The 21,473-nt window shown below is 65.8% G+C and carries 16 protein-coding genes; 4 read left to right on the forward strand and 12 right to left on the reverse strand.

All coding sequences use genetic code 11. The annotated features are described in order from the left end of the window. Positions 1-8 precede the first annotated feature (8 nt). The 5 genes from BBTA_RS14260 to BBTA_RS14280 form a co-directional block, all read right to left on the reverse strand. On the reverse strand, positions 9-1,499 hold the full coding sequence (locus BBTA_RS14260; protein ID WP_012043191.1) for an acetyl-CoA hydrolase/transferase family protein: 1,491 nt from the start codon (positions 1,497-1,499) through the stop codon (positions 9-11). Between the two features lie 109 nt (positions 1,500-1,608). Beyond that, the gene (locus BBTA_RS14265; protein ID WP_012043192.1) at positions 1,609-2,112 is read right to left on the reverse strand and encodes a CYTH domain-containing protein; all 504 of its coding nucleotides are present in this window, start codon (positions 2,110-2,112) and stop codon (positions 1,609-1,611) included. Between the two features lie 121 nt (positions 2,113-2,233). Then, positions 2,234-2,818 carry a DUF1254 domain-containing protein gene (locus BBTA_RS14270; RefSeq protein ID WP_012043193.1) on the reverse strand — a complete coding sequence of 195 codons (585 nt, stop codon included), beginning with the start codon at positions 2,816-2,818 and terminating at the stop codon, positions 2,234-2,236. Next, on the reverse strand, positions 2,815-3,396 hold the full coding sequence (locus tag BBTA_RS14275) for a DUF1214 domain-containing protein (RefSeq protein ID WP_012043194.1): 582 nt from the start codon (positions 3,394-3,396) through the stop codon (positions 2,815-2,817). Before BBTA_RS14275 ends, BBTA_RS14270 begins: the two co-directional genes overlap by 4 nt. Before the next feature lie 14 nt (positions 3,397-3,410). Beyond that, on the reverse strand, positions 3,411-5,690 hold the full coding sequence (locus tag BBTA_RS14280; protein ID WP_012043195.1) for a transglycosylase domain-containing protein: 2,280 nt from the start codon (positions 5,688-5,690) through the stop codon (positions 3,411-3,413). A 338-nt stretch (positions 5,691-6,028) separates the two neighbouring features. Between BBTA_RS14280 and BBTA_RS14285 the strand changes: the two genes are divergently transcribed. Beyond that, complete coding sequence (locus BBTA_RS14285; RefSeq protein WP_041750638.1) at positions 6,029-6,541, forward strand: YcgN family cysteine cluster protein; 513 nt, start codon at positions 6,029-6,031, stop codon at positions 6,539-6,541. 169 nt (positions 6,542-6,710) lie between these two features. Beyond that, positions 6,711-8,294 carry an MDR family MFS transporter gene (locus BBTA_RS14290; protein ID WP_012043197.1) on the forward strand — a complete coding sequence of 528 codons (1,584 nt, stop codon included), beginning with the start codon at positions 6,711-6,713 and terminating at the stop codon, positions 8,292-8,294. Between the two features lie 68 nt (positions 8,295-8,362). Here BBTA_RS14290 and BBTA_RS14295 read toward each other — a convergent pair whose 3' ends face one another. The 4 genes from BBTA_RS14295 to BBTA_RS14310 all read right to left on the reverse strand — a co-directional run bounded on the left by BBTA_RS14295 (position 8,363) and on the right by BBTA_RS14310 (position 15,822). Continuing rightward, positions 8,363-10,246, reverse strand: a complete 1,884-nt coding sequence (locus BBTA_RS14295; RefSeq protein ID WP_041750639.1) for a cell envelope integrity/translocation protein TolA — start codon at positions 10,244-10,246, stop codon at positions 8,363-8,365. 12 nt (positions 10,247-10,258) lie between these two features. Beyond that, positions 10,259-12,382, reverse strand: a complete 2,124-nt coding sequence (locus BBTA_RS14300; RefSeq protein WP_012043199.1) for an OmpA family protein — start codon at positions 12,380-12,382, stop codon at positions 10,259-10,261. Between the two features lie 262 nt (positions 12,383-12,644). After that, positions 12,645-14,246 carry an MBL fold metallo-hydrolase gene (locus BBTA_RS14305; RefSeq protein WP_012043200.1) on the reverse strand — a complete coding sequence of 534 codons (1,602 nt, stop codon included), beginning with the start codon at positions 14,244-14,246 and terminating at the stop codon, positions 12,645-12,647. A 40-nt stretch (positions 14,247-14,286) separates the two neighbouring features. Further along, the gene (locus BBTA_RS14310; RefSeq protein ID WP_083780785.1) at positions 14,287-15,822 is read right to left on the reverse strand and encodes a thymidine phosphorylase family protein; all 1,536 of its coding nucleotides are present in this window, start codon (positions 15,820-15,822) and stop codon (positions 14,287-14,289) included. 410 nt (positions 15,823-16,232) lie between these two features. Here BBTA_RS14310 and BBTA_RS14315 point away from each other — a divergent pair, with 410 nt between their 5' ends. Beyond that, on the forward strand, positions 16,233-16,397 hold the full coding sequence (locus tag BBTA_RS14315) for a Flp family type IVb pilin (protein ID WP_041750640.1): 165 nt from the start codon (positions 16,233-16,235) through the stop codon (positions 16,395-16,397). Between the two features lie 161 nt (positions 16,398-16,558). On the opposite strand, the gene BBTA_RS14320 is transcribed toward BBTA_RS14315, so the two are convergent. The 3 genes from BBTA_RS14320 to BBTA_RS14330 form a co-directional block, all read right to left on the reverse strand. Then, positions 16,559-18,055 (reverse strand): porin, encoded by a 1,497-nt coding sequence (locus tag BBTA_RS14320; RefSeq protein WP_012043202.1) that lies wholly within the window; start codon positions 18,053-18,055, stop codon positions 16,559-16,561. A 405-nt stretch (positions 18,056-18,460) separates the two neighbouring features. Further along, positions 18,461-19,450 (reverse strand): LysR family transcriptional regulator, encoded by a 990-nt coding sequence (locus BBTA_RS14325; protein WP_012043203.1) that lies wholly within the window; start codon positions 19,448-19,450, stop codon positions 18,461-18,463. Between the two features lie 443 nt (positions 19,451-19,893). Beyond that, complete coding sequence (locus BBTA_RS14330; protein ID WP_012043204.1) at positions 19,894-20,859, reverse strand: Ku protein; 966 nt, start codon at positions 20,857-20,859, stop codon at positions 19,894-19,896. Between the two features lie 253 nt (positions 20,860-21,112). On the opposite strand from BBTA_RS14330, the gene BBTA_RS40735 reads away from it, so the two are divergent. After that, complete coding sequence (locus tag BBTA_RS40735) at positions 21,113-21,265, forward strand: hypothetical protein (protein WP_012043205.1); 153 nt, start codon at positions 21,113-21,115, stop codon at positions 21,263-21,265. The last annotated feature ends 208 nt before the right edge of the window (positions 21,266-21,473 follow it).

The following is a 21,473-nucleotide window of genomic DNA, read 5'->3' on the forward strand; positions in this document are numbered from 1 at the left end:
GGCCAGTCTCATTCGGGCCTGAGCAGGCGGAGCGCCTCGTCGAGCAGATGCGGCGTATGCTTGCCGCTCGAATCGCGGCAGGCCCGCTCGAAATAGTCCGACAAGGCCGGACGGAATTTCGCATGCGCCGCCTTGTCGATGATGGCGCGCGCGCGCTGCTTCGGCGACAGGCCGCGCAGATCGGCCAGTCCGTGCTCGGTCACGAGGATCTGCACGTCGTGCTCGGTGTGGTCGACATGGGTCACCATCGGCACGATGCAGGAGATCGCGCCGTTCTTGGCCGTCGACGGCGTCATGAAGATCGACAGATAGGCATTACGGGCGAAGTCGCCGGACCCGCCGATGCCGTTCATGATGCTGCTGCCGCGGACATGGGTCGAGTTCACATTGCCGTAGATGTCGGCCTCGATCAGCCCGTTCATGGCGATGACGCCGAGCCTGCGGATCACCTCGGGATGGTTGGAGATCTCCTGCGGCCGCAACACGATGCGGTCGCGCAGGAACTCGATTTCGCGGTTGAACTCGATCGCCGCCTCCGAGCTGAGCGACAGTGCGGTTGCCGAAGCGAGATCCATCCGCCCCGAGCGGATCAGGTTGAGCATGCCGTCCTGCAGCACCTCGGTGTACGCCGTCAGGTGGGGGAAGGGCCCCTCATCGAGCCCCGCCATCACGGCGTTGGCGACATTGCCCACGCCCGACTGCAGGGGCAGCAGGTTGCGCGGCAGGCGGCCCTGCTTCACCTCATGTTCGAAGAACTCCAGGATGTGGCCGGCGATCGCACCGGAGACCTCGTCAGGCGGAGTGAAGGTGGTGTTGCGGTCCGGCGCATGGGTCTCGACGATCGCGATGATCTTGTCCGGATTGCAGCGATAGGTGGTCTCGCCGATGCGGTCGCCTGGAGCTATGATCGGGATCGGCTTGCGATGCGGCGGCAGCCGCGTGCCGTAATAGACGTCGTGCATGCCGAGCAGCGCCGGGTTCATCCAGGAATTGACCTCGATGATGACGCGGTCGGCCTGGTCGAGCCAGGTCTTGTTGTTGCCGATCGAGGTCGACGGGATCAGTCGTCCGTCGGGAAGGATGCCGGCGCATTCGATCACGGCGATGTCGAGATGGCCGAGGAATCCGAACCACACGAATTGCGCGACATGGCTGAGATGCAGATCGATATATTCCATGCTGCCGGCGTTGATGCGCTGGCGCGTGGTGGGATCGGACTGATAGGGCAGGCGCAGATCGATGCCATTGGCTTTGGCCAGCGCGCCGTCGAGTTCGGGCGCGGTCGATGCGCCGGTCCAGACGCCGATGCGGAACGGCTCGCCGCGCCCATGCGCCGCCTCGATGCGGCGCGCCAGCGCCAGCGGCACGGCCTTCGGGTAGCCGGAGCCGGTGAAGCCGCTCATGCCGACATGGCTGCCGGGCTTGACCAACGCGGCGGCGTCGTCCGCCGACATGATCTTGGCGCGCAGCGCCTGCGACATCACCTGCGATGAACTCATCGTATCAGACACTCCGTGCGCAGGCCTGTTCACGCCCGCCAAAACCCGCGCTGTTTAGGATGGGCGGCGCAGGGATGATTTGACACGGGTCAAGCGGCGGATCCGCGCATCACAGGCCTGCAAGACGCGCGCGTCGCAGCTCGCGAACGTCCGTCGCACGCAACCGCTCCGTCAGCATGTTGGCCTTGCTGTAGCGTGGATCGCCGGTGACGTCGTCGCCGACCCAATCCGGGATCTGCACGGCAGCCGTTTCGGTCGGCAGCTCGATTTCTGCGATGATGATGCCGTCCAGTGGCCCGTGATACTCGTCGACCTCCCAGAGGCCGCTGTCGCCCGGCACATAATGACGGGTCTTCTCGATGATGCGTCCCTCGCAATGCGCGAAGATCGCCTCGGCATGATCCCTGGGAATCTCGTACTCGAATTCTTCCCGCGACAACCCCCGCCGGCCGCTCTTCACGCAAAGCGTCGTTCGATCGCCATAGCACCGGACGCGAACCTTGAGCCCATCCTGACGCGCGACGAGACCATCGCGAAGACGCTGACGATGCGTCGCCTGACCTCGCCAAGCCTCGGACTTGACGAGAAACTTCCGTTCGATTTCGAGGGGCATGACCTTGATATTGGGCGAAGCGCCGCCGTCCTGTGCCGTCATAGCAGCGAAGCGCGACAACGACTATGCCACCAAGGATGAAGAGAGCGTTGTGGATTTGATTGAAGGTCCTCGTAACGCCTTACCGCTTGCCGCGCGGCTTTTCCGCCTTGGCGGGAGCCTCGGCCTGCAGGCCGCAACTGGCGGCTGCAAGGGAGGCCTGGGCCTGCGGCATCAGGCCGGGCTCGGCCGCGAGGGCCTTCAACACGATCAATCCGGTGGTCGTCGGCGAATCGATGATCAGCCGGTCGGCGGCGGTGATCTCTTCGTCCTCTGGAAGATCCTCGTGCTGGGCTTCGGTCATCAGATCGAGCTCGATCACGCGCTTGCCGGCGGAGCGATCATTGATGGCGTAATAGGCGATTTCGTTGCGGGTATAGAATGACACCGACGTATAGGCCTGGCTGACCGGAACGGTCAGCTTGAGCGGCCCCTCCGACAGATCGTAGCGACAGATCGCCATCGCGAAGGCCGGGTCCATGAACGGCATCGGCGAGTTGTTGGGATCGGCAAGCGGCAGCTGCGTCACGGCATTGAGCTTGGTCATCGGCGTCAGCCGCGAATAGGCATCCTGGGTCGAGATCCGCGGCAGGGCCAGCACGCTGACGAGATGGACCACGCCACCGAGCAGCACGCCGACGATCACGGTGAACAGCAGCCGGATCATGATGGGCAGCCCACTGTCGTAATCGCGGGCATCGGCGCGTCGCGCTGCGTGCGCGTGGCGACGCCCACCGGCGTGTCGTACAGCCGCAGCATCAGCGCGTAGCGCTCGATGCCGCCGGTCGGCAACCAGTTGCCGGAGCGTGAGCGCGATGCGACGCGAATCTCGAACGAGCCGTCGGCGCCACGCACGAGCTCCTGGCTGGTGAAGCCGTAGCGCTGCAGCGTGTTGGGCACGAGGTGGCCCTTGCGATCGTACAGCGTGAGCGTCCAGAAGCGGGCGGGGGGCGTCACGCCGCTGACGAGGATGTCGCAGCGGCCATCGAGCGGCTTTTTCTTGTCGTCGGTGGTGGCGGTGAACGCGACACCATCGCCGGTGCCGATCGGCAGCTCGCCGTTGCGGGTGATGGTGGCGCGTGCGTAAGGATCGACATCGGCCGTGCCGGTCTTCGGGCGTGCCGTCCACGCTCCGATGGTCAAGGTGCCGAATTCGGTGCCGCGCGTGGTGGTCATCCAGGTTGCGCCGATGCCGACGCCGGTCGCGATCAGGAGTGCAATCAAGGTGATGAAGAGCAGCCGCACGGAAATCGCCGTCGTCAGTTCTTGCGCAAGGCAGGCGTGGTCACGCCATCGGCGGTTGCCGCGGCGTAGTTCTCAGGGAAGGCGAGCGCGCTCGACGACACGGGCTTGGCCGGCTTGCGCGGATCGACCGGTGCCGCCTTCTCGGCGACGCGGGCGGCATCGTCGAGCATTTTCTCGACCTGGACCAGGATCTCGGCGCCACGGCGGGTCAGCACCGGCGGCGGACCGGGCTTGATCTCGAGGGTTTTCGGCTGGCCTGCCTGGGCCATCGCGGCGGAGGCCGGCTGCGGCAGTTTCTCGCCCATGCCGACGCCGGGCAGCTCCTTGACCTCGACGCCCTGATGCGCGGCGACCATGATGTCGTGCCAAGTCTGCGCCGGCAGCGAGCCGCCGGTCATGCGGTTGGTCGGCGAATAGTCGTCATTGCCGTACCAGACGGCGCAGGTGAAGTTTCCGGTGTAGCCCACGAACCAAGCATCACGGTAGGCGTTGGTGGTGCCGGTCTTGCCGGCGGTCGGGATGCCGTCGAGTGCGGCGCGGCGTGCGGTCCCCTCGCTGACCACGTGGCTCATCATGCCCGCCATGTCGGCGGCCACCGAGGCCGGGATCGCCTGCTTCGGTTTCGGACCGTCGCGGTCCCAGCGCCAGACCAGGTCACCGGCGCCGGTGCGGACCTCCAGCACCGAATGCGGCGTGACGGCCTTGCCCTTGTTCGGGAAGGTCGCATAGGCGACAGCGTGCTCCAGCACCGTAACCTCGTCGGAGCCGATCGGCATCGACGGCGTGTCCGGCAGCGGCGCCTTGATGCCGAAGCGGCGGGCGACCTCGACGATCTTGGCGCGGCCCGCCTTCGGGCCCTCCTTGCCGCCGAGCGCGATCGACAGCTTCACCGGAACGACGTTGATCGAGCGGGTAATCGCCTGCGTCAGCGTCACCGTGCCGGAATAGGAATGGCCATAGTTCTGCGGACACCAATTGCCGATGCAGACCGGGCCGTCGACAATGGTCGAGGTCGGCTTGTAGCCGTTGAGCAGCGCCGTCGTGTACACGTACGGCTTGAACGACGAGCCCGGCTGCCGATAGGCGTCGGTGGCGCGGTTGAACTGGCTGGCGCCGTAGTCGCGGCCGCCGACCATGGCGCGGATGCCACCGTCGAGGTCTGAGACCACGGTGGCGGCCTGGGTGGCATGGTAGTCGCGGCCGAACTGGCGCAGCTGGTTCTCGATCGCCTCGTCGGCAGCATGCTGCACGTTCATGTCGATCGAAGTCCGCACCACGAACACGCGCTCGGTGTAGGATTTCGGGAACGTGTCGACCAGCTTGCGCATCTCGTCGAAGGCATAGTCGAGGAAGTAGTTGGGCGAGCTTTCGTCGCGGCGGTCGACCGCAAAGGCCGGGTTGCGGCGGGCGCCGAACACCTGGCCCTCGGTCATGAAGCCGGCATCGACGAGATTGTCGAGCACCACATTGGCGCGGGCACGGGCGGCGGGCAGGTTGATGTGCGGCGCGAATTTGGTCGGCGCCTTGAACAGGCCGGCCAGCATCGCGGCCTCGGCCAGGTTGATGTCGCGCACCGACTTGTTGAAGTAGAAATGCGCCGCGCCGTCGACGCCGAAGGTGCCGCCGCCCATATAGGCGCGATCGAGATAGAGCTTGAGGATCTCGTTCTTGGTCAGGCGGGTCTCGAGCCAGATCGCCAGGAACGCCTCGTTGACCTTGCGCTCGATGGTGCGCTCGTTGGACAGGAACAGGTTCTTGGCGAGCTGCTGGCTGATCGAGGAGCCGCCCTGGCGGACGCCGCCGGCCTGGGCGTTGGTGACGAGCGCGCGCGCGAGGCCGGGGAAGTCGATGCCGAAATGGTCGTAGAAGCGGCGGTCCTCGGTGGCGAGCGTCGCCTTGATCAGATTATCCGGGAAGTCCTCCAGCGGGATCGAGTCGTTGTGCTTGATGCCGCGGCTGCCGATCGGGTTGCCGTAGCGGTCGAGGAAGGTGACCGCGAGGTCGGACTTCTTCAGCCAGTCCTCGTCCGCCGTTTCCCGGAACGCGGGGATCGCGAGCGCCAACATCAGGACCAGGCCGCCGAGGCCGATCGTTGCAGCCTCCGACAGCGGCTCGACGAACACCCAGCGCTTCCAGCCGCCGACGTAGAAGCGGTCCATGAACGCCGAATAGCGCTCATACAGCTCGCGGGTGCCGCGCAGCGAGGAGAACAACGCCGAATCGAACCGGGCGTCGAGATCCAGGCGGAAATTGTTGATCCGCTTCTTCCATTCGTCTGGAATGATCTGCCGCACGGGAACCCTGGTCGTTTCGAAAGCGTGTCAGCTGGCTTCGAAAGCACTCAGCACACGGGGCTGGGGCTATCGAAGGGTCTTGCGCGATTGTTGCGGCAAACCCAAGGCAGCTCCAAGTTCAGGTCCCCCAACTTGGAGTAGCCTGCACCGAGTCGCAATGCCGCTGCCGGGGACGACTCGCCTTCATATCTAGCTGAGCGGGGGGCACAAACCAATGGTTCCGCTCATAATTTGATGCACAAAGCTAACGTGCCGCTTCAACCGGCCAAGCGCCCCTTGCGCCCGCTCGGGTGGGGCCACTAGATGGCGGCGATGCCGCGCCCGCTGGGATTCGTCTGATGACTGCTCCGCTCAAACGTCCCTCGGGCCAGGAGGGATTTTTCTGGAAAACCAAGACCTTGGAAGAGATGTCCGAGGCCGAATGGGAAAGCCTGTGCGACGGCTGCGGTCGCTGCTGCCTGGAGAAGCTCGAGGACGAGGATACCGGTGACATCTACTTCACCCATATTTCCTGCCGGCTTCTCGATGCGGGTCTATGTGCCTGCAAGGATTACGCAAACCGCTCCGAACAGGTGACGGATTGCGTTCGCCTGACGCCTGAGAATGTCCGCACCATCACCTGGCTGCCGCCGAGCTGCGGCTACCGGCTGGTGGCGGAGGGGCGTGATCTCTATTGGTGGCATCCGCTGATCTCGGGGGATCCTCAGACCGTGCATGAAGCCGGGGTGTCCGTGCGCGGCCGCGTCGAGGGGACGGAGGACACTGTTCCGGACGACCAGCTCGAGAACCACATCGTCGCGTGGCCGGTGCTGCTGCCGAAGCGCGCCAAGCTTAAGCGCCGGCCGAAATAGGCCGGTCACTTCGCGCTCGCAGCAATTCAACTCGGCGCGACCGCACGTGCGCTGCCGGGATGCACCCATGCGCGCCGCCTGCTGCCGCAAGGGAAAATTATCCCTTAAGTAGTTCGCTATCTGGCGAATCTGCGCGGCGTTGGCCGCGCGCGGCATAGCATTTATCCCCATGAACAAGTTTGATCGGCAGAGCCATTATCCGGCTGCGTCCCAATCCTTGCCCGAAGAGATTGCGGCCGAGCTGGCGGCCATTCCGCCGCAGGTGCAGGCGGTCGAGGACGCCCCGCCGATCGCGCCGCCGGTGCCGCTGACCCAGACCGAGGTCCGCACGATTCTGATGAGCCTGCTGCTGACGATGTTCCTGGCCGCGCTCGACCAGACGATCGTCGCGACGGCGCTGCCGACCATCGGCCGCGAGTTCCAGGACGTCACCAATCTCTCATGGGTGATCACCGCCTATCTGCTGGCCTCGACCGCGGTGGCGCCGGTGTTCGGCACGCTCTGCGACATCTATGGCCGCCGCGCCATGATCATCACGGCGCTCAGCCTGTTCGTCGTCGGCTCTGTGGTCTGCGCGCTGGCGCCGAACATGCCGGTCTTGATCCTCGCCCGCGGCCTGCAGGGGCTCGGCGGCGGCGGCATCATGCCGGTGGTCCAGACGGTGATCTCGGACGTGGTCAGCCCCCGCGAGCGCGGTCAGTACCAGGCCTATTTCAGTGGTGTCTGGCTGCTCGCCGGCCTGCTCGGGCCGGTTATCGGCGGCTTCTTCGCCGACCACCTGCACTGGTCGATGATCTTCTGGATCAACGTCCCGCTCGCGATTGCCGCGCTGGCACTGCTGTTGCCCAAGATGGCCCGGCTGCCGGTCTATCACCGGCTGCGCAAGGTCGACTGGGCCGGCGGCCTGCTGCTGATGGCCTCGGCCGTCGTGTTCATGCTGGTCCTGACCTGGGGCGGCCACCGGCTGGCCTGGTTGTCGCCGACCATTTTGGCGATGATCGGCAGCGCCGTTGCGCTCGGCCTCGGCTTCGTCTGGCACGCCAAGCGGGCCGATGAGCCGTTCCTGCCGCTGTCGCTGATGGGCGGCACGGTGGTGCCTTATGGCATGCTGGCGAGCGGCTGCGCGCTCGGCGCGCTGATCGGGCTGACCGTGCACCTGCCGCTGTATTACGAGCTGGTCTATCATCTGACGCCGAGCCAGGCCGGTCTTGGCCTGATTCCGATCGCTGCGATCTCGACCTTCGGGGCGGCCATCGCCGGCCGCACCATGGCCCGGGTCAAGCACTACAAGCGCGTCGCCATCCTCGGCACCTTCATCGGCACCATCGCGGCCGCGGTCATGACGGTGACCACGCCGTCGCTGTGGGTCCTGCTGGTGCTGCTGTCGGTTTGCGGCATCGGGCTCGGCACGGCGTTCCCGATTTCGGTGGTGTCGCTGCAGAACGCCGTGGCGCGGTCGCAGATCGGCACCATCACCGGCGCCATGAACTTCTTCCGCTCGATGATGTCGTCGTTCACCGTCGCGGCTTTCAGCGCCATCCTGCTGATGGTGCTCGGCGCAGACATCTCGCTGGCGGAGGGGGCGCATGGCGCGGTCAGCGGCATCGCGGAAGCCGACATGATCTATGCCTTCCGCTTCGTGTTTGCGGCCGCCACCGTGATGCTCGCCTGCGCCTCCGTCTGCATGATCCTGATGGAGGAGCGGCCGCTGGCCGGCCCGTCGCGCACCGAGCCGGTGGATATGGCGGAGTAAAACAGCGGGACACAGGCTCCGCGCGTCCCGCAATGAGGGAGGAGCGCCACGGGCTCTCCGCGTCGAGTTCACTCCCGCGGCTGCACGATCTCGATATTGTCCTGGCCATGCGAGCCGTCGTCGAGCGACGACTTCACCAGACCTGCTTCGACGCGGCGGGCGAATTCGGTGGTGCCGCCGCTGGCCAGCTCCTCGGCCTGCGCGATCCATTGCTCGCGCTCGATCCGGCCGGCGAAGGCGAGATAGGAGCCGACCCATTTGGCGTGGTCGGGGGTCCATGCCGCGATCTGCGCGAAGTGCCAGATCCCCAGGCCGTGCAGTCGCGCCTCGTTCTGCTTGCCGATGCCCTTGATCAGCTTGAGATCATCAGCCTGTCCGCCGCGAGGCGCCGCCAGGCCGAGCGGCCGGCGACCAGCATGGGCGTCCTCGTTCTCGACCGCGGGCGCCAAATCCGGCAGCTGCGCCAGGAGGGCGTCGGCCTCGTCGCCGCTCAGCGGCGCATCGGCCGTATCATCGATCGTGATGGCCCCTGATTTCACCGCGCTCGAATGCGCGGTGTCGAGACCGGCCGCGAGCAGCTTCGCCTGAGCGATCCAGTGCTCGCGCTCGATGCGGCCGGGAAACGCCATGTGATCGCCGACCCAGCTCGCCTGGCCTGGCGACCATGCCGCGATCTGGCTGAAATGATGCACGCCGATCTCGTTGAGGATGCGCTCGTTCTTCGGGCCGATGCCCTTGATGAGCTTGAGGTCGTCAGCCGTGCCGTCGGGGGCGGGCAGGGCCGGTGGCCTGTCGTCGGCGGTGACGGTGGTCGGCGCTGAGGCCGCAACTTCGGCCGCAAGCTGGTCGGCTTCGGCCTCCGCGGCAAGGCGATCCGCCTCAGCCTTTGCTGCGGCGGCTTCCGCGGCCAGGCGATCGGCCTCGGCCTTTGCGGCAGCTTCAGCGGCCAGTCGATCTGCCTCGGCCTTCGCGGCAGCCTCCGCAGCGAGACGATCCTCCTCAGCCTTTGCGGCAGCCTCCGCGGCCAGTCGATCTGCGTCGGCCTTTGCCGCAGCTTCAGCAGCCAGTCGGTCCGCCTCGGCCTTTGCCGCAGCTTCAGCGGCCAGTCGATCGGCCTCGGCCTTCGCGGCAGCCTCCGCAGCGAGACGATCCGCCTCGGCCTTCGCGGCAGCTTCAGCGGCCAGACGATCGGCCTTGGCCTTCGCGGCAGCCTCCGCAGCGAGACGATCCGCCTCAGCCTTTGCGGCAGCCTCCGCGGCCAGTCGATCGGCCTCGGCCTTTGCCGCAGCTTCAGCAGCCAGTCGATCGGCCTCGGCCTTTGCCGCAGCTTCAGCAGCCAGTCGATCCGCCTCTGCCTTTGCGGCAGCTTCAGCGGCCAGGCGATCGGCCTCTGCCTTTGCGGCAGCTTCAGCGGCCAGGCGATCCGCCTCGGCCTTTGCCGCAGCTTCAGCAGCCAGGCGATCGGCCTCGGCCTTTGCCGCAGCTTCAGCAGCCAGGCGATCCGCCTCTGTCTTTACGGCAGCTTCAGCGGCCAGCCGATCAGCCTCGATACTGGCTGCGGCTTGCACGGCCGGCGAAGGGCTGTCTGCCCACGGGCGTGCCGGCGGCGCTGGGGCCGCCGTGAACGCCGCGCTGGTCCCGGGGCCTCCCGGCGCCATTGCGCTGCTGTCGCCGAGCCCGACATATTCCTTCAACTGTCCGCCGCTCAGGCAGCCGAGCACATAGGCGCTGACCATTAGCAGCGCGACCTCGAGCCACAGCCCGGCGCGCCCCGGCAGCACGCTCAGCAATGCCAGAAGGGCGCCGATCCCGAAGGCCAAAGTGGCGGGCAGCAGCCAGCTGCGCAGCCAGTCCGGGCGCTTGTCGTCCGACCAGCTGTACCAGCCGACGAAGCCGCCGATGACCGCAGCGAGCAGGATCCAGAATAAGAACGTCGTAAGGTCGTACATCATGATGTCAGCGCCTCACTTCACGACGAATTCGATGCGGCGGTTTTGCGCCCGGCCTTCCGCGGTGTCGTTGGAGGCGATCGGCCGGGTCTGGCCGTAGCCCGCCGAGGTCATGCGCGAGGTGTCGATGCCGGCCTCGCCGATGTAGCCGACCACGGCCACCGCCCGCCGCTTCGAGAGGTCCATATTGTCCTCCTCGTCGCCGACATTGTCAGTATGGCCTTCGATCACGATCTCGGCGTCCTTGCAGCGCTGCGCCACGACGACGATGTGGTCGAGCAGCGCCAGCGACTCGCGGCTGAGCTCGGCGCTGCCGGTATCGAAGCGGATCCGGCCCTTGGCGAGCAGCCCGTTGAAGGCCGGCTGGCAGGCCTCGGTGGGCAGTGGCGGGCTCTCCGGCTTGAGGCCGATCCTGACGTCCGCGAGCTTGACGTCACCGCCGGCTGCGTCGGTGAGCTCCTTGCGGACCTGCTCGGCCGACTTGTCGTAGATGGCCTCGCCCTCGATCGTGATGTCAGCGTCTTTCGCGGCGAGCTTGGTCGACCACAGCCGCGCCAGCGCCGGGAACGTCGCCTTGAGCGACGTGACGAACGCCTTCGGCGCACCGTCAGCGGTTTTCAGGCCGTCCTCGACCGTGTCCGTGACGAAGGCCGCGCTGGCGGCCTCGACGAGATCGCGCCGTGCCGCGTCGTCAGGGACGTAGCCGCTCAATCGGACGCGGCCGTCCTGCTTCTGCAGTTCGAACGCGTAAGGCGACACCGGACCGTCGCGCACGTCGACCGCCGCGACCGCAAACGGCGCGGCGAGCGCGCCGGCGAGCGACTGCCGCACCGCCGCGCCGGTGACGTTGGCCAGTCCGACGCCGCTGAGCGAAATCTGCGCGTCGTTGATTTCGGCGCGGCCCTGGGCCAGCTTGCCGAGCTCCGTCAGCAGGCTCACGCTCGCTTTGGCGATGTCGCCCTCGGGCGCGCCGCGCGCGATGCCGATCTTGGCCGTGACCGTTCTGCCTGCGAATTGTCCATTCGCCGCGGCTGTGATCGCGTCGCGAACGGACGTGCTGGGCGCAAGGCCGGTCAGGGTGAGGCCGGTCGGGCCGAGCTCCGCCGACAGGCGATAGGGCTTGATCTCAGGCGGCACAATGTCGGCCTTGGCAAGCGTCAGTCCGCTCGGCAGCTTGCCGACGCCGGCCATGGCCTCGTCATACGCGGCGGGCGAGGGGACCTCGCCAGCGATCGTGTAGTTGGCATCGGAGATGACGACACGTCCGGTACTCAGCCGGGACAGCTCGGCCAGGGCATAAGTCGTGTACGCACTGAAATCGCCGGACGGCGCGCCGCGTGCGATCTGCATATGATGCATCACCGACGCGCCGGGCCAGGCCTTGGCCGCGGCAGCCTCGAGCGCGCGCCTGATCGCGTCGTTCGGTACCACGCCGGACATCACGACCGATTGACCCTCGCGGACCGCGCTCCAGATGAACGGCTTGGCCTCGGGCGGCAGGATCGACACCTTGTCGAGCACGGCGCCGCCCGGCAACTGGCGCATCGCAGCGACGGCCGCCTCATAGATGTCGGACGATGTCGCCGCACCGGCGATCGAATAGGCCTTGTCCGCAAGCGCAAAGGTGCCGCCATTGAGCTTGCCGGCCTGCGTCAGTCCATGGCTGGCGATCGCCGCGAAGTCGGCGGGGGCACCCAGGGCATAGCCGAGGTGGTCGACCACCGCGCCGCTGCCGAGGGCGGCGCGCGCGGTTTTGATGAGGGCCTCGCGGACCGCGGGGGTCGGCACGCCGCCCTCGAGCACCAGCTGGTTGCCATCGCGCGCGGCGCGGAATGCGTAGGGCTTGGGCGTCGGCAGCTTGTCGTAATTGCCGACGACGAGCCGGACGCCATTCACGGCTGCGGCGTCGTCCAGCCGGTCCGCCTGCTCTGGACTGAACTCCGGCCCTTCGATGCGAACGTCACGGCCGGCGACCGAGACCTTCAATGCTGCGACGGTATCGGGGGCGGCGGACGCGACGGCGGCGCGGGCGCGCGGTGCGATCTCGTCTTCCACCCCGGCGGTCTTGAAGGCGATCGCAACCAGCCACAGCACGGCGATAGCGATCAGGCCTGGCCACCATTTCGATGGTTGATGCATGTGAGAGCCCCCGTTTCCCCACCTGCGCCGGGTTCAGTCGGATCAATCCGGCATCGCGAACCACGTGATCAGCGTAACAGAATCGGCTTCGAAGACCAGTCGTCCCCGCGTTGTGCCCTTGGCTATTCACAAGCGGGGCTGGCGCCGTGACCTGCAGCTGCGTTCCTCAAAACCTCGGCCGTTTCTGTTCGACGTTCAAGCCGATGAAGGTGCGATCAAACTGTGACCGTTCGACGACGGAGGCCCGTCAACGTCACGCCGTTCACGGACGCTGTTCTTCCAGCGCCCGCCTGAGCCGGCGAATGATGACGCCGCGGGCGCGATCATCCGCCGCCTGCTCGATGCGCTCGTGAATGTCGAGCAGCAGGCCCGACATGTCGTTGTGCCAATCAAGCCGCGTCACCGCTTCCGGCGCCAGCCGCCGCCGATGCGCTACGTCCAGCAAGGCCGGCGTCGCGCTGGTCAGCTCATAGACGTCGTCGAGCAGGGGCGAGAACAGCCTGGCCGACGGCACGATCCGCTCGCCGACCCGCGCCGCCAAGGCGGCAATGGCGGCGTCCTCGCCATGCGACAGGAACAGGCCGCGCGCGATCGGGCGACGCGCGGCGATCCAGCGCGCGATCTCGGCGCCGTCGGCATGGCCGGAGTAATCGTCGATCATGCGGATGCGCGCGGCGACCTTGATCTCCTCGCCCTGGATGCGCACTGCCTTGACGCCGTCCTGCAGGAAGCGCCCGAGCGTGCCGTTCGCCTGATAGCCGACCAGCAGCACCGTGGCGCGATTGTTCCACAGCCAGCGCTTCAGGTGATGGCGGATGCGCCCGGCGTCGCACATGCCGCTGGCAGCGATGATGATGTGGAAGCCCGTCAGCTTGGCAATCGCCTTGCTCTCATCCACCGTCTCGGTGAAGCGCAGGTGCGGCGAGGACAGCAACCGGCCGACATCATTGCCGCCGTCGAGGCTTGCGGCATGGTCGCGAAACACCTCGGTGGCGTGGATGGCGAGCGGTGAATCGAGGAAGATCGGCGCCGACGGAATCTCGCCGCGCTCCATCAGGCCAACCAGGTCGACGATCAGCTCCTGGGTCCGCTCCACCGCAAAGGCCGGGATCAGCAGCGCGCCCTTGGTCGTGGCGGCGTCGCGCACCTCGCCGGCGAGACGGCCTCTGCGCAGCTCCGGCGTCGTCGGTTCGCGGATGCGGTCGCCATAGGTGGCTTCCGAGATCACATAGTCGAACCCTTCAGGCGCCCGGGGATCGGGCTGCAGCAGCTTGGCATCAGGGCCGACATCGCCGGAGGCGAGCAGCCGCAGCGGCGCACCGTCGGCGCCTTGGCCCGCGAACTCGATCTCGATCGACGCCGAGCCCAGCAGGTGTCCCGCATTCCAATAGCGGGCGCGCACGCCGGGGATGATCTCGGTCCAGGTCTCGTAGGCGACGGCTTGCAAATATTGCAGCGAGGCGATCGCGTCGGCCTGGGTGTAGATCGGGGTCACCTCGCCGCGTCCGCGCGCGCTGTTGCGGCGATTCAGCGCCAGCACCTCCTGCTCCTGAATGTTGCCGGCGTCGGGCAGCATCCAGGAGCAGAGATCGATGGTGCCGCGCGTGGCGAAAATCTTGCCGTCGAAGCCCATGCGCACCAGCTTGGGCAGCAGGCCGCTATGGTCGATATGCGCATGCGTCAGCAGCACGGCATCGATGCCCGCCGGGCGGAACGGGAAGTCGCCGTAGTTCAGCTCCTTCAGCGTCTTCTGGCCCTGGAATAGGCCGCAATCGATCAGGATCTGGCCCTTGTCGGTGCGGACCAGGTAGCACGACCCGGTCACCGTATGGGCGGCACCGCAGAAGCGAAGGGTCACACTCATGGGGCCTCGCGATCGAAATTGAACAAGGTCTGACGCGCGGTCATCGCTGATGGCCGTTCGGTTCGTCGGCGAAGCCGTAACCATGGTCGGCCGCGGCTGCCGCCACCGCCAGATCATGCTCGGACGGGTCGCAGGTGAACACGCGGTAAAGTGGCTCACCCTGGTCGACCCGGTCGCCGATCTTCTTGAACAGCCTGATTCCGGCGCCCTTGTTGATCGGTGCGCCGGCGGTGCGCGCCAGGCGATTGAGCCGCAGACAGTCGATCGCCGACACGATGCCGTCGCGACCGGCCTTGACGTCGAAGGCGAGGTCGCCGAGTTCGTTCCGGCTCGTTGTCGGCCCCTGGGCATCGATGATCTTTTGCATCTGCTTCAGCGCCGCGCCGCTGTCGAGCAACTCCCGCGCCCGTTGATAGCCGGCGCCGCCGCGCAGCTTCGGATCATATTCGAGGAGATGCGCTGCCAGCCGCAGCGACTTCTCGCGCAAATCCGCTGGCGCGCCCGGCTCATTGCCGAGCACCGCCATCACATCGCGCGCTTCCAGCACCGGGCCGATGCCATTGCCGATCGGTTGGCGGCCGTCGGTCGTGATCACCTCGACGTTGAGGCCGAAGCGATCGCCGACGAACTCGAACAGCTTGCGCAGGCGCATCGCCTCCGCGCCGCTGCTGAGCTTGGCGGTCGGGCCGACCGGCAAATCGAGCAGCAGATGCGTGGAGCCGGCCGCGAGCTTCTTCGACAGGATCGAGGCCACCATCTGCTCGCGGGTGTCGAGGCTGAGCGGACGCTCCACCGAAATCAGGATGTCGTCGGCCGGCGACAGATTCACGTGGCCGCCCCAGATCACGCAGCCATTGCAGGCGGCGACGATGGATTTCATCTCCTCGGCGCCGACATTGACCCGTGCCAGCACCTCCATCGTATCAGCGGTGCCGGCCGGGGAGGTGATCGCGCGGGAGGACGTCTTCGGAATGGTCAGGCCGTGGGCGGCGACGATCGGCACCACCACCATCGAGGTGCGGTTACCGGGGATGCCGCCGATGCAGTGCTTGTCGACGACCACGGGCTCGGGCCATTTCAGCTGGGTGCCGGCATTGGCCATGGCGCGCGTCAGGGCCAGCAGTTCGCCCGATGTCATGAAGCTGGCCGAGCCAATAAGGAAGGCCGCAATCTCCATGTCCGAATAGCGGTAGTGAGCGAGGTCGTCGATGACGGCCGAGATCGCCTGGTCGCTCAATGTCTCGCCGCGGATCTTGGCGCGCACCGCCTCCAGACTGTCAGGCGGGGTCGCCGGCGAGACGGTCGCGAATGTGCCGGCCGGCTCGGCGAAGCGCCGCAGCGCCGGTTGCGACAGCCCGATCTCGTCCGGCCCGACCAGGGCATCATCGTCGGTAATCAGGAGCGTCGCCAACAGCGTGCGCGAATTGCAGCGCAGCTCGACCCGGCTGAAGCCGCTGAACACTTCGGGGCGCAACGCCCGCGACCGGCGTGAGATCACGACCACGTTCTCGCGGCCGGTGTCGAGCGCGACGCTGCGGATTTTCAGTTGGGGACGGGCGGAATCGATTGTGCTCATGGCGACCAGCATTATCCCTAGGCCGATCCCCGCCAAGCCCGTTGACCCAGATCATGCCCCGGCCCATCACTTGCCATCACACGGCATCCATCGGGCAAGCCGAATTTTTTCTGAACGTGTCCGGGCCAAATGCCGGCATTCGGGCCATGCAAGCAGCACGGCCCGAAAGCCGGCATTCGAAAATAAAGCTCAATCAATCCATATATTTGCGGACAGTTTCGCGTCCGGCCGCCCGGCCAGAAAGGACCAATGGTGCAGGGCCCGGCCTGCTCACGGCGACCCTGCGCTATCTGAGCAGATTAACTGATTGTTCAAGCCGATGGCCGAGGGTCGATCCAGGGGCGTCCGTCCCGGCCTGTGTGCGCGCGCCGTTGCGGCGCGTCGATGATCGAGCCCGACCGGAGTGGTAGATGCGGCAGATGATTGCGAGCTTCCTGAAGAATCAGGCTGGCGCGACTTCGATCGAGTACGCGATCATCGCTGGCGGACTGAGCATCGTGATCCTGGCAGCCGTGAACGGTCTGGGATCTGGCCTCAGCAGCAAGTTCACCTCGATCAACAGCTCGATCAAGTAATCGCCGTCCCATCGCGGGCCGCTCATGGCAAGGCGCCGTTGGTCTTTACGGCGCCGCTTGCGTTTGTGCCGTCGCCGTGACGTTGCCGCCGACAAGCAACGAGCTTCCGGCGGGGCATCGCCGGAAGCTCGTGGAGCAGTTGGAGGCTTAACAGTTCAACGTCACCAGTTGCGCTGAGCGCGCAGCAGCATGCTTACCGTGTCCTGGTCCTTCAGCTGGTAGATCGCGGCCGGCTTGGCCGTGCTCGCGACAGCCGGGGCGATGGCCGTCCCGGAGTACTTCTGGTCGAGGTGGCTGTAGGTCACGTCGGCCGAGAAGGTCAGGTTCTTGACCGGCGTCCAGCGCGTGATCAGGCCGATCTGCCCGAGATTGAAATCGGGGTTGCAGGTCGAGCCCGCGGTGAGCATGCCGGTCGCGGCGATGCCGGCGCAGATCAGGCTCGCGCCGGTCTGACCGTAGCGGACCTGCGCATAGGCGCCGTAGAGAGCCGAATTCCAGTTCGGATTCCAGTTGTGGGTGAACGCGCCGCGCATGCCCCAGGTCTGCACGGTCGAGAGCCCGGTGCCGGTCCCGAACACCGCGTCGCCGACGCCGGCGAAGCCGATGCTTTGATAGGCGCCGGTCACGCCGGTGCTGCCGTACATCGAATAGGATGTACTGGCCAGGCTCTGGAAATTGTAGCGGCTTGCGCCATCGGTATAGACTGCCTGCAGGTTGAGGACGTCGCCAGCGCCGGTCGGAATGTTCTTGACCGACAGCGACAGCTGCGCGGCCCAGCCCCATTTGTCGGACGGATGGCCCGAGGTCTCGGCCGCGCCGTAGTAGGCGGCATGATTGTCATGCGCTGCGAACGACGCCTGGAAGAGACCCCAGGCCTGGTCGATGCGAACCATGCCGATGATGTCAGGAGCCACCGTGCCGCCGAAGGCGCTCGCGCCATAGCTGCCACCGAGCACTCCGGCTGCAGTGATCCCCGACGTGTTCCAGATGTTCGTGGTGAAGAACTGCGTCTGATCTTCCAGCGACACTGCGGCCGAGATGCCCTGACCGAAATCGGCCGTATAGGTGAACTGATTGACGCCGTTATTGGAGCCGCTGCCGCCGACCAGACCGTCGAAATTATTGCCGGGATAGTTGGTCCAGGGGGCGTCGAAGGTCGACACCGCCTTGCCCATCGTGAAGCCCGCGAACTGGATGAAGGCGTAGTAGACGCCGATGCTGCCGCCGGATATGGCGTCGCCCGTATAGGACGTTGCGCCGGCCCCCGCGCCGGCATAGGACCCGGAGGTCCAGTTCATCACCGTCTCGAAGTAGGTCCGTACCACGCCATATTCGGTCGCGGTCCGCGTGTCGATGTTGAGGTTTTCGCGCGAGCGCATCTGGTAGCGATTGCTGAGGCGATTGTCGGCACCGGCCTGGCCCGAATAGGCGCCGCCATAATTGCTGTTGGTCCACAGCGCGGTCTCGGCGCGCAGATAGCCGCCGAGCTTGATGCAGGTGTCGGTGCCGGGGATGTAGTAGAACCCCGTGCCGTAGAGCGAGCACACCTTCACATACTCAACGGCCTTCGCCTTCAGCGGAAGGTCCGCGGCCTGAGCGGCTGCGGTGGACAATAACGCTGCTCCTGTTGCCAGGAGCAGGCCCCTCATCGTCTTCATCTTGGTATCTCCGGTTCATCGGCGATGCACACGTCCCCCGCGTGTCGCCCCTGGCCTTGCCAGATTGCTGCTCGCACACCTGCGTTCCGGGTCGGGTCGAACTCATCGACTTGCGATACGTGCGAGCGAAATGTGCGCGAGCTCATCTGGATTCGATCAATGTGCTCTGGTCTGCCGGTGCTTCACTTAGTTGCCGATCACGCCCGGCTGCTCGCACCGGCTTCGACGCAGCCACGCCGCGGTTCTGACGCTTCGCTGCCAATTTGTTAATGATGCCAATCGTGAATAGGGTAGATCAAAAAGCCGAATAATCGCGGCGCGCGGTGGAGCATTGCGCGCACGCCGATGCGATCGCGCACCGCTGGCGATGCGCGATCGATCTCACGGAAGATCTCAGGAGAAGTTCTAATCGATAGGGAGCGCGGATCGGTGGGGCGTGGCCGCAACCAGCGCGCTTCGGCCGCCATCCGAGGCGCGCGTCATCGGAGCGATCGTCGCACGGATACGCCATCGCTTGACGAAGTCGAGAAAGACCTGCAGCGGCATCGGCGGTTGCCGCCGGCTCGGGTGATAGAGAAACAACCCGGGCGTTGCACTGCTCCAATCCGGCAGCACGCGGACCAATCGTCCTTCCGCCAGATGTGCGTCGACCAACGGCTCGACCAGATAGGCGATGCCGACGCCATCGAGCGCGGCATTCAGGGCCAGGTCGAAATCGTTGACGATCAGCGAGCCGTCCACGGCGATCTCGGCCCGTTGCTCACCTTGCTCGAACACCCAGGGCTGCAACGTTTCATCAGCGGGAAAGCGATGACGGATGCAATTATGTGCGCCAAGATCTTCCGGAGAAGACGGTGCCGGATGGACGGCGAGATAGTCTGGAGAGGCGACGGCGACGAATTGCAGGTCGTCGACTACGCGGATCACCTTCATGTCGCGCTCGACGCGATGCCCGGATCGGATGCCGGCATCGAATCGATTGCGCACAATGTCACTGTTCGTGTCGTCGACCGCCAGTTCGAGCTGGATGTCCGGATATTCGGCCAGGAACGATCTGATCAGCGGGCCCAGCCCTCTGATTGCGAACACGCGGGGCACCGCGATCCGCAGCGTTCCGACCGGCTTGTCGCGGAACGCGTTGATGCTCTCGATGGCCTGGTCGACCTGCTCGAAAATCGGCTGGATCTCTGCGAGCAGCCGCTCGCCGGCTTCGGTCAGTGCCACGCTGCGGGTCGTACGATTGAACAGCCTGACGTCCAACCGTTCCTCAAGGCTTTTGATTGTATGGCTGATGGTCGGCAAGGAGCAGCCGATCTGAGCTGCAGCCTTGGTGAAGCTCAACGTATCCGCGACGGCCGCGAATGCGGAGAGCTCAGAGAACTGGACCCGCGCCATGCTCTAGTCGTGCCGCGCCAGGCCTTGTCTCTGATCATGCTGAACCATTCATGCCCCCTCATACGCCGTGTCGTGCCGGACCGACTCCGCCAAGGTCGATCCACCATCACTGACCAGTCGCATCTGCTTGGAGGTCGCGCCTGATCATTCACCCGCGGTGCAGAACTAGGCGCGGCCTGCTCATTCCGCAAGCATCCAGGACGCATGGCATCGATCACAAATCCGCGTCAGGCGCTTGATCGGCATTGGCGGATCGACTCAGCTGAGCTGGACCGTTTTACCGAGGCGGAAAGGAAGACACGACGGGTCGCGGGGGAGGCGAGCCGCGTGCAGGCGCGTTGGTCGGGCCGTCGCCCGCACGCTCTCTAACTTAAGGGAACCCGATGTAAAGGGAACCCGCTGTTCGCCGGCCGGAGGGACGAGCGGGATCTGGTGTTTGCGCATCAACCCGCCTTGCGCGAACGCGCGCTCGTTCGGGCCGGCTTCTCGGCCTTCTTCGGTTCCTCCGCCTTCTTCGGCTCGTCTTTCGCTTTCTTGCCGCTGATCGGCAGCAGCATCTCGCGCTGGCCCTCGACGCGCTTCTTGGGTTTCTTGGCTTTTGCCTTCGGTGCGGGGGCAGGGGCCGCTGTGTCGGTGCTGGCGAGGCTGCGCTTCAGCGCGTCCATCAGGTTGATCACATTGCCGCTCGATTTCGGCGCGGCCTTTGCGGTGATCGCCACGCCGTTGCGCTTCTTGTTGATCAGCTCGATCAGCGCGGCCTCGTAATGATCCTCGAAATTCTCCGGACGGAAATCGGCCGACTTCTTCTCGACGATATGCTTGGCGAGATCGAGCATGTCCTTGGTGATGGTCACGTCCTGTATGTCGTCGAAATAGTCCTGCTCGCTGCGCACCTCGTAGGGGTAGCGCAGCAGGGTTCCCATCAGCCCCTTGCCGAGCGGCTCCAGCGCGATGATGTGCTCGCGGTTGGTCAGCACCACCCGGCCGATCGCGACCTTGTCCATGCTGCGGATGGTCTCGCGGATGACCGCGAAGGCATCGTGTCCGACCTTGCCGTCGGGCACGAGGTAGTAGGGGCGGATCAGATAGCGGCTGTCGATGTCGCTCCGCGGCACGAACTCATCGATGTCGATGGTATGCGTCGAGTCCAGCGCCAGCTCGTCGAGCTCGCCCTTGGTCACTTCAATATAGGTGTCGGTATCGACCTTGTAGCCCTTGACGATGTCGTCATTGGTGACCTCTTCGCCGGTCTCGGCGTCCACCTTGCTGTATTTGATGCGATGGCCGGTCTTGCGATTGATCTGGTTGAAGGAGACCTTCTCGGATTCCGAGGTCGCTGGATACAGCGCGACCGGACAGGTCACGAGCGACAGCCGCAGAAAACCCTTCCAATTGGCGCGCGGGGCCATGACCTACTCCACCTACTCTGAACTGACGATGTGCTCCGGACTGGACTGCTGCGGCGCGTGCTGCCGAGACGTCCGGCGAGGATAACACCCGAGCCCCCGGATTCAACACGGCTCCGCGGCTTATTTGCTCATCGGCGTTAACTGGTCGCGGGCGGGCTAAGCCGCCGGAACATCATCTGACGGCCGACGTTGCCAGAGGGAGTACGCGCACACGACAGCGCAATACCTTTTGAACTCGAGAGCTGAGGGCGCCATGGCAACCAGACGACCGCCGCAGATCGTCGAAACTCCTACCGAAGCGCGCCAGGGTGAGCTGGGACCGTCGGTCCTGGCGATGCTCGCGATCTCCACCGGACTGGCGCTGCTGATCCTGGGCCTGATCTGGTTCGTGTTCTTCCACACCTGACGACGGGAGCGGCAGGCGCGGCCGCGCCGCGGCGATGCCGCCGGGGCGGCGTGCGTCTTGGACCGGCCCGCTCGGATCATCCGACCACGTCTGAGCCCGGCCGCGCACACGGCCGGGCTTTTCATTATTGCCCGCGATAGCCTATATGCCCCCAATCCTGTCGGCCCTTGCCGACGATCCTGACCGAGATGACCAAAAAGTAACGTGG

Source organism: Bradyrhizobium sp. BTAi1, from assembly GCF_000015165.1.
Lineage (GTDB): Bacteria > Pseudomonadota > Alphaproteobacteria > Rhizobiales > Xanthobacteraceae > Bradyrhizobium > Bradyrhizobium denitrificans.

Excerpts from the sequence above, each read along its gene's own strand:
- BBTA_RS14330 (WP_012043204.1), bottom strand. The coding sequence starts at position 20,859 with ATGGCCCCGCGCGCCAATTGGAAGGGTTTTCTGCGGCTGTCGCTCGTG.
- BBTA_RS14290 (WP_012043197.1), top strand. The coding sequence starts at position 6,711 with ATGAACAAGTTTGATCGGCAGAGCCATTATCCGGCTGCGTCCCAATCC.
- BBTA_RS40735 (WP_012043205.1), top strand. The coding sequence starts at position 21,113 with ATGGCAACCAGACGACCGCCGCAGATCGTCGAAACTCCTACCGAAGCG.
- BBTA_RS14285 (WP_041750638.1), top strand. The coding sequence starts at position 6,029 with ATGACTGCTCCGCTCAAACGTCCCTCGGGCCAGGAGGGATTTTTCTGG.
- BBTA_RS14305 (WP_012043200.1), bottom strand. The coding sequence starts at position 14,246 with ATGAGTGTGACCCTTCGCTTCTGCGGTGCCGCCCATACGGTGACCGGG.
- BBTA_RS14300 (WP_012043199.1), bottom strand. The coding sequence starts at position 12,382 with ATGCATCAACCATCGAAATGGTGGCCAGGCCTGATCGCTATCGCCGTG.
- BBTA_RS14265 (WP_012043192.1), bottom strand. The coding sequence starts at position 2,112 with ATGCCCCTCGAAATCGAACGGAAGTTTCTCGTCAAGTCCGAGGCTTGG.
- BBTA_RS14325 (WP_012043203.1), bottom strand. The coding sequence starts at position 19,450 with ATGGCGCGGGTCCAGTTCTCTGAGCTCTCCGCATTCGCGGCCGTCGCG.
- BBTA_RS14270 (WP_012043193.1), bottom strand. The coding sequence starts at position 2,818 with ATGATCCGGCTGCTGTTCACCGTGATCGTCGGCGTGCTGCTCGGTGGC.
- BBTA_RS14310 (WP_083780785.1), bottom strand. The coding sequence starts at position 15,822 with ATGAGCACAATCGATTCCGCCCGTCCCCAACTGAAAATCCGCAGCGTC.
- BBTA_RS14260 (WP_012043191.1), bottom strand. The coding sequence starts at position 1,499 with ATGAGTTCATCGCAGGTGATGTCGCAGGCGCTGCGCGCCAAGATCATG.
- BBTA_RS14315 (WP_041750640.1), top strand. The coding sequence starts at position 16,233 with ATGCGGCAGATGATTGCGAGCTTCCTGAAGAATCAGGCTGGCGCGACT.
- BBTA_RS14320 (WP_012043202.1), bottom strand. The coding sequence starts at position 18,055 with ATGAAGACGATGAGGGGCCTGCTCCTGGCAACAGGAGCAGCGTTATTG.
- BBTA_RS14295 (WP_041750639.1), bottom strand. The coding sequence starts at position 10,246 with ATGATGTACGACCTTACGACGTTCTTATTCTGGATCCTGCTCGCTGCG.